This window comes from Enterobacter sp. EGD-HP1 (genome assembly GCF_000733275.2).
GTDB lineage: Bacteria > Pseudomonadota > Gammaproteobacteria > Enterobacterales > Enterobacteriaceae > Enterobacter.
In genome coordinates, this window is the sequence record NZ_AVOP01000003.1 from 133,640 (window position 1) to 141,046 (window position 7,407).

Annotated in this window: 5 protein-coding genes and 1 rRNA gene; 1 reads left to right on the plus strand and 5 read right to left on the minus strand. The window is 56.1% G+C overall.

Going from position 1 to position 7,407, the window contains the following annotated elements:
- The first annotated feature begins 144 nt into the window (after nt 1–144).
- Complete coding sequence (iclR, locus tag N037_RS05230; protein WP_072163888.1) at nt 145–972, plus strand: glyoxylate bypass operon transcriptional repressor IclR; 828 nt, start codon at nt 145–147, stop codon at nt 970–972.
- 164 nt (nt 973–1,136) lie between these two features.
- Here iclR and aceK read toward each other — a convergent pair whose 3' ends face one another.
- The 5 genes from aceK to rrf all read right to left on the minus strand — a co-directional run bounded on the left by aceK (nt 1,137) and on the right by rrf (nt 7,357).
- Complete coding sequence (gene aceK, locus N037_RS05235; RefSeq protein WP_032639506.1) at nt 1,137–2,876, minus strand: bifunctional isocitrate dehydrogenase kinase/phosphatase; 1,740 nt, start codon at nt 2,874–2,876, stop codon at nt 1,137–1,139.
- Nucleotides 2,877–2,928: 52 nt separating this feature from the next.
- Entirely contained in the window at nt 2,929–4,233 is a 1,305-nt protein-coding gene (gene aceA, locus N037_RS05240) for an isocitrate lyase (RefSeq protein WP_023334117.1), read from the minus strand.
- 31 nt (nt 4,234–4,264) lie between these two features.
- Nucleotides 4,265–5,866 carry a malate synthase A gene (gene aceB / locus N037_RS05245; RefSeq protein ID WP_024906664.1) on the minus strand — a complete coding sequence of 534 codons (1,602 nt, stop codon included), beginning with the start codon at nt 5,864–5,866 and terminating at the stop codon, nt 4,265–4,267.
- A gap of 270 nt (nt 5,867–6,136) precedes the next feature.
- The gene (metA, locus tag N037_RS05250) at nt 6,137–7,066 is read right to left on the minus strand and encodes a homoserine O-acetyltransferase MetA (protein WP_024906663.1); all 930 of its coding nucleotides are present in this window, start codon (nt 7,064–7,066) and stop codon (nt 6,137–6,139) included.
- 175 nt (nt 7,067–7,241) lie between these two features.
- Nucleotides 7,242–7,357 (minus strand): 5S ribosomal RNA (gene rrf / locus N037_RS05255).
- Nucleotides 7,358–7,407: the final 50 nt, after the last annotated feature.

The following is a 7,407-nucleotide window of genomic DNA, read 5'->3' on the forward strand; positions in this document are numbered from 1 at the left end:
GGCACAATCTCGCAGGGTCGAAAAGTCACACAGCGGTAACATGAGACATGTTCACTATCACTCCTCCGATCAGTCATGAAAGCGGTTGCAAATTCACCAAATAAAACGAAAATGATTTCCACGATACAGAAAAAGGAGATCGTCATGGTCGCGACCATTCCCGCCAAACGCGGCAGAAAGCCTGCTGCCACCACCGCCGCACAACAGGGCGGACAGGTTCAATCGCTCACGCGCGGTCTGAAGCTGCTGGAGTGGATAGCCGAGTCGCACGGCAGCGTGGCCCTGACCGAGCTGGCCCAGCAGGCTGGCCTGCCGAACTCCACGACGCACCGCCTGCTGAGCACCATGCAGCAGCTGGGCTTTGTCCGCCAGGTCGGCGAGTTGGGGCACTGGGCGGTGGGCGCGCACGCGTTTATCGTTGGCAGCAGCTTCCTGCAGAGCCGCAACCTGCTGGCGATTGTGCACCCGATTCTGCGCAAGCTGATGGAAGATTCCGGCGAGACCGTAAACCTGGCGGTGCTGGACCAGAGCGACCATCAGGCGATTATCATCGACCAGGTGCAGTGCACGCAGCTGATGCGCATGTCCGCACCGATTGGCGGCAAGCTGCCGATGCACGCCTCCGGGGCGGGGAAAGCGTTTCTCTCGCAGCTGAGCGAGGAGCAGGTGACGGGGCTGCTGCACCGTAAAGGTTTGCACGCCTATACCCACGCCACGCTGGTATCGCCCGTGCATCTGAAAGAAGATCTGGCCCTGACCCGCAAGCGCGGCTATTCGTTTGATGACGAAGAACATGCCCTGGGCCTGCGCTGCCTGGCGTCCTGTATTTTTGACGAGCACCGCGAGCCGTTTGCCGCCATCTCCATCTCCGGGCCGATTTCGCGCATGACCGATGACCGCGTGACCGAGCTGGGGGCGCTGGTGATTAAGGCGGCGAAAGAGGTGACGCTGGCGTACGGTGGGATTCGCTAAGTTGGGTTCCGGCGAACATTCGAACCGTAGGCCCGGTAAGCGCAGCGCCACCGGGCGATGGGGTTGCACTGCGGCCTGATGCCCTCACCCCGGCCCTCTCCCACAGGGAGAGGGAGAAAACATGATGCCCTCACCCTGCGAGAGAGGGTGCAAACATGATGTCCTCATCCTGCGAGAGAGGATGCAAACCTAATGCAAAACCTCTGCTTGCGGCGGTAGGCGTACACATCTTCGACATGCCCATTTTTGATCCGCGCTTGCAGTCCGCGCCAGTAGCTGGCGCGGAACAGATCCTCATGCATCTCTTCGAATAGCGGCCCGATGCGCGGGTCGGCACATAGCCAGTGGCGAAACTCCTCCGGAAACACATCGCCCGGCGAGACGCTGTACCACGGCTCGCTGGAAAGCTCATCTTCCGGGTAGCGGGGCTGTGGTATATCGCGGAAGTTCACTTCGGTCATGTAGCAAATTTCGTCGTAATCGTAGAACACCACCCGCCCGTGACGGGTGACGCCGAAGTTTTTAAACAGCATGTCGCCCGGGAAAATATTGGCGGCGGCAAGCTGGCGAATCGCGTTGCCGTATTCTTCAATGGCATCCCGCAGCGCCTGACCTTCGGACTGCTCAAGCCAGATATTCAGCGGCACCATGCGGCGCTCAATGTAGAGATGGCTAATGGCAATTTTGTCGCCAAGATCGGTGATTTTCGCGGGCGCTTCCTGCATCAATAGCGCCATGAGCGCCGGGTCGATCTGCTGTTTATCCAGCACAAAGTTTTCGAATTCCTGAGTATCCGCCATGCGCCCGACGCGATCGTGTTCTTTAACCAGCTGGTAGCAGGCGCGAACATGGGCTGCGGTCATCTCTTTCTGCGGCGCGAATCTGTCTTTAATCACCTTAAAGACCCGGTCGAAGCCCGGCAGCGTAAAGACCAGCATCACCATACCGCGGATGCCGGGCGCTTCGATAAACTGCTCATCCGCCGTGGTGACGTAGCGCAGGTACTCCCGGTAGCTTTCCGTCTTGGCGTGCTTCTGGCAGCCAATCGCCATATACAGCTCGGCGGTGGTTTTGCCCGGCAGGATCTCGCGCAGCCACTCCACCAGCGCGGCAGGCAGCGGGGCGTACACCATGAAATAGGAGCGGGCGAAGCCAAACACGATGCTGGCCTCGGCGCCGGTAGTCAGGCAGGTATCGACAAACAGTTCCCCGTCAGCGGTGCGGTGAATGGGCAGCAGAAACGGTACAATGGCGGTCGGCGTAACCAGTTTGCCCACCAGCCAGGCGGCTTTATTGCGGTAGAAAAGCTCATTGGCCACCTGCAAATGGCTATGGCTGAGCACCTCCGCGCCGAAGGTTCCGTTGAGATGCGCGTGGATATAACCGATATCCCGGGTTTTATTTTCCCAGGGCAAGCGCAGCGGCAGATCCGTTAGCACGCGGTGCAGGAGCTTTTCCCATCCGCGATCGGGAAAGAAATCTTTCGCCAGCGGACGGGGAATGGTTCGAAAGCGTCGCTCGGGCTGGGAGCTGAAGATAAATAACCGCTCAGGAGAGAGTGAGCGGTGGTCAAATAACCGGCAATAGACGGAGTTAAAAAAGCTCTCCGCAATCTCGAAGCGAGGGTAGTCGGGTAACAGGTGGGTGTAATGCTCCTTCACGCGCAGTAAAAAATCCGCGTCCGGGCTTTTGCCATCGGTAATACAGCGCAGCTGCTCCACCACCAGACCCACGTGGTGATCGTAGAGATGGATGCGCTGCTTCATGGCCTGCTGAACCGCATGCCAGTCTGCATGTTCAAAGCGCTGCTGCGCGCCGGATGTCACTTCAAGAAAACGACCATACTGGGCATCAAAGCCCTGCAAAATAGTTTGGGCAATCAGTAATTCCAGACCACGCGACATATATTCCCCCTCACCCCCAACCCTCTCCCCGAGGGGGGAGAGGGGGAAAAGATTAGAACTGTGCTTCTTCGGTTGAGCCCGTTAAGGCGGTGACGGAGGAGGTGCCGCCCTGAATGATGGTCGTCACGTTATCGAAGTAGCCTGTTCCCACCTCCTGCTGGTGAGAGACGAAGGTATAACCGTCTTTACCCGCCGCAAATTCCGGCTGCTGCACCTTCTCAACATAGTGCTTCATACCTTCGCCCTGTGCATACGCGTGGGCCAGGTCGAACATGTTGAACCACATGCTGTGGATGCCCGCCAGGGTAATAAACTGGTATTTGTAGCCCATGTCGGACAGCTGCTGCTGGAAGCTGGCGATGGTTTTGTCATCCAGCTTTTTCTGCCAGTTGAAGGACGGCGAGCAGTTGTAGGCCAGCAGCTTGCCCGGGTATTTCGCGTGGATGGCGTCAGCAAAGCGTTTTGCCAGCGCCAGGTCCGGCGTGGAGGTTTCACACCAGACCAGGTCCGCGTAAGGCGCGTACGCCAGGCCGCGGCTGATCGCCTGTTCAATGCCGGCATGGGTACGGTAGAAACCTTCACTGGTACGCTCGCCGGTGATGAACTCGCTGTCGTACGGGTCGCAGTCAGAGGTGATCAGATCCGCCGCGTCCGCATCGGTACGGGCAATCACCAGCGTCGGCACGCCGAGCACGTCAGCAGCCAGACGCGCCGCAACCAGCTTCTGCACGGCTTCCTGGGTTGGGACGAGGACTTTGCCGCCCATGTGTCCGCATTTCTTCACGGACGCCAGCTGGTCTTCGAAGTGAACGGCCGCTGCACCGGCCTCAATCATCGATTTCATCAGCTCGAAGGCGTTCAGCACGCCGCCGAAGCCCGCTTCCGCATCCGCGACGATCGGCAGGAAGTAGTCAATGAAGCGCGGATCGTTGGGTTCGATACCGGCAGCCCACTGGATCTGATCCGCACGGCGGAAGGTGTTGTTGATCCGATCCACGACCGACGGCACGGAGTTAGCCGGATAGAGCGACTGATCCGGGTACATGCTGGAGGCAAGGTTGGCGTCCGCTGCGACCTGCCAGCCGGAGAGATAAATCGCCTCAATACCGGCCTTCGCCTGCTGCAGTGCCTGACCGCCGGTCAACGCGCCGAGGCTGTTGATGTAGCCTTTTTTAGAGCCCCCGTGCAGCAGCTTCCACATTTTCGCCGCACCGTTCTGGGCCAGCGTGCATTCCGGGTTGACCGAGCCGCGTAATTTCACCACTTCCTCCGCGCTGTAAGGACGGCGGATGCCTTCCCAGCGCGGTTGAGTCCACTCTTTCTTTAACTCTTCGATTTGTTGGGTACGGGTTTTCATGTGCAGATGCTCCATATTGTTATGTGGTGAGTTACGCCAGGAAGCGGTAGCCCGGCAGGGTCAGGAAGTCGATTAAGTCATCTGATGTGGTGATTTGCTCCATCAGGCGCGCGGCGTCGTCAAAACGTCCGCTGCTGAAGCGGTGTTCGCCCAGCTCGTCCTGGATCACGCGCATCTCTTCGGCCAGCATCTGGCGGAACAGAGATTTGGTCACCGGCTTGCCGTTGCTGAGTGTTTTTTGATGGTGGATCCACTGCCAGATTGAAGTGCGTGAGATCTCCGCCGTCGCGGCATCTTCCATCAGGCCGTAGATCGGCACGCAGCCGTTGCCGGAGATCCACGCTTCAATGTATTGCACGGCGACGCGGATATTGGCGCGCATGCCCTCTTCCGTACGCTCGCCCGCACACGGTGCCAGCAGCTGTTCTTCTGCCGTTGGGGCATCTTCTTCACGCGTGACAAACAGCTGGTTTTTATTGTCACCGAGTACGCGGTTGAAGACCTCCATCGCCGTATCGGCCAGGCCGGGATGGGCAATCCACGTGCCGTCGTGACCGTTACGGGCTTCAAGCTCTTTGTCAGCTTTCACCTTGTTGAGCACCTGATTGTTGCGCTCTGCGTCTTTGCTCGGGATAAAAGCCGCCATGCCGCCCATCGCAAAGGCACCGCGCTTGTGGCAGGTTTTGATCAGCAGGCGCGAATAGGCGCTCAGGAACGGTTTATCCATGGTCACAACCTGGCGATCCGGCAGCACGCGATCGGGATAATTTTTCAGGGTTTTGATGTAGCTGAAAATATAGTCCCAGCGTCCGCAGTTCAGGCCGACAATGTGGTCGCGCAGGGCGTGCAGAATTTCATTCATCTGGAACACGGCTGGCAGCGTTTCAATCAGCAGCGTGGCCTTGATGGTGCCGCGCGGCAGGTTGAAACGATCTTCTGCGTAGCTGAACACCTCGCTCCACCAGGCCGCTTCCTGCCAGGCCTGCGTTTTTGGCAGATAGAAATAGGGGCCGCTGCCTTTTGCCAGCAGGTTCTTGTAGTTGTGGAAGAAATAGAGTGCGAAATCAAACAGGCTGCCCGGAATGGCTTCCCCACGCCAGGTGACATGTTTTTCAGGCAGGTGCAGGCCGCGTACGCGACAGATCAGCACCGCCGGGTTCGGCTTGAGCTGGTAAATTTTACCGGCTTCGTTGGTGTAGCTGATGGTGCCGTTCACGGCGTCGCGCAGGTTGATCTGCCCGTCGATAACTTTGTTCCAGTCTGGCGCCAGTGAATCTTCAAAATCCGCCATAAAGACTTTAACGTTGGCGTTCATGGCGTTGATCACCATTTTGCGCTCTACCGGACCGGTGATCTCAACGCGGCGGTCCTGTAAATCTTCAGGGATGCCGCGGATTTTCCATTCGCCACGGCGAATGGAAGCGGTTTCCGAAATGAAGCCAGGCAACTTGCCATCGTCAATTTCCTGCTGCTGATGAATACGTGCCGCCAGCAGCTTATTGCGCTGTGGCGTAAAACGGGTCACCAGTTCAGTCAGAAATTCTACCGCTTCCGCCGTCAAAACCTGCTGTTCTTGCTCGCCATACGGCTGGGTAAAGGCCAGTTCATCGACCGTCGTTGCCTGTTGAGTCATTACTCTGCTCCTCATCTAAGATCCAAAATCACGCTCCCGATGCGAACGAAAGATCGTTGGGTAGTTTTCGCTCAGCAGAATTAAGACTATCTCTATTTTTTCTAAAATCAAAAACAATTTCCATTTTAATTTTCAATTGCAATTAATTAATTGATTTCATTGAGATTAAAGTTGGTCCGAACGGTGAATAACATTTCGGAAATAAAAAAGGCACCCGAAGGTGCCTGATTTGAATAGCTGAAACGCTTTAGGATCGTTTAGTACAGAAGATTACTCCAGCGTCGGATTCATGTGACGCAGATCGTATGGCGTTATCTGATAGACGTAATAGTTGAGCCAGTTGGTAAAAAGCAAATTCCCGTGGCTGCGCCAGGTTGCTCTCGGTTTGTTTTGCGGATCGTCTTTCGGGAAATAGTTGTACGGTACATCCGGATTAAGACCCGCTTCGACATCACGAAAATACTCTGACGCGAGGGTATGCGGATCGTATTCAGGATGCCCTGTCACGAAAGCAATGCGTTTATCCTTGCTGGCAAACAGATAAGCATCTCCATCTTCGGTTTCGGCCAGGATCTCCAGATCGGTGTAGTCACGAATCAGCTGGGCCGGGAAATCGGCGTAGCGCGAATGCGGGGCCAGGAAAGAATCATCGAAACCACGCGTCAGCAACGCATGTGGATGGAGAATGTGGTGTTCGTATACGCCGGAGAGCTTTTCAGTGCGGGTTTGCTTGGGGATGCCATAAAGAATATTCAGTGCGGCCTGTACCGCCCAACAGACAAATAATGTCGACGTGACGTGATCTTTTGCCCACTCCAGAACCTGTTTGATCTGCGGCCAGTAGGCGACATCGTTAAATTCCACCAGGCCGAGCGGCGCGCCGGTCACAATCAGTCCGTCGAAGTTTTCACCCTGAATGTCATCGAAGTTACAGTAGAAGTTGTTTAGATGCTCAGAAGGCGTGTTACGCGACTCGCGCGCATCGATCCTCAGCAGCTGGATATCCACCTGCAGCGGGGAGTTCGACAGAAGACGCAGGAACTGGTTTTCTGTTTCGATCTTTTTTGGCATCAGATTAAGAATAAGCACCTTCAGCGGGCGAATTTCCTGACCTGTCGCACGCGAAGCCGTCATGACGAAGACGTTTTCTTCACGCAAGAAATTGACGGCTGGCAGCTCGTCCTGCACCCGAATCGGCATAACTTAATATCCTCACAGCATACGTATAAACGTTTAGACATCCAGATAGCTAACGATACCCAGAAACGGTATGAATGTCGAGCCTGCAAGCGGAAGGTGAGAAAGTTTCAAGGAGAGGGTGAAAAACAAAAGCAAAAAACCCCGCACCTTACGGTACGGGGTTCTTCTAATTGATGCCTGGCAGTTCCCTACTCTCACATGGGGAGACCCCACACTACCATCGGCGCTACGGCGTTTCACTTCTGAGTTCGGCATGGGGTCAGGTGGGACCACCGCGCTAAAGCCGCCAGGCAAATTCTGTTAATCTGTATCAAAGCTGAAAATCTTCTGTCTCTCGTCCA

Coding starts and splice junctions, on each gene's coding strand:
- iclR (WP_072163888.1), top strand. CDS start 145: ATGGTCGCGACCATTCCCGCCAAACGCGGCAGAAAGCCTGCTGCCACC.
- aceK (WP_032639506.1), bottom strand. CDS start 2,876: ATGTCGCGTGGTCTGGAATTACTGATTGCCCAAACTATTTTGCAGGGC.
- aceA (WP_023334117.1), bottom strand. CDS start 4,233: ATGAAAACCCGTACCCAACAAATCGAAGAGTTAAAGAAAGAGTGGACT.
- aceB (WP_024906664.1), bottom strand. CDS start 5,866: ATGACTCAACAGGCAACGACGGTCGATGAACTGGCCTTTACCCAGCCG.
- metA (WP_024906663.1), bottom strand. CDS start 7,066: ATGCCGATTCGGGTGCAGGACGAGCTGCCAGCCGTCAATTTCTTGCGT.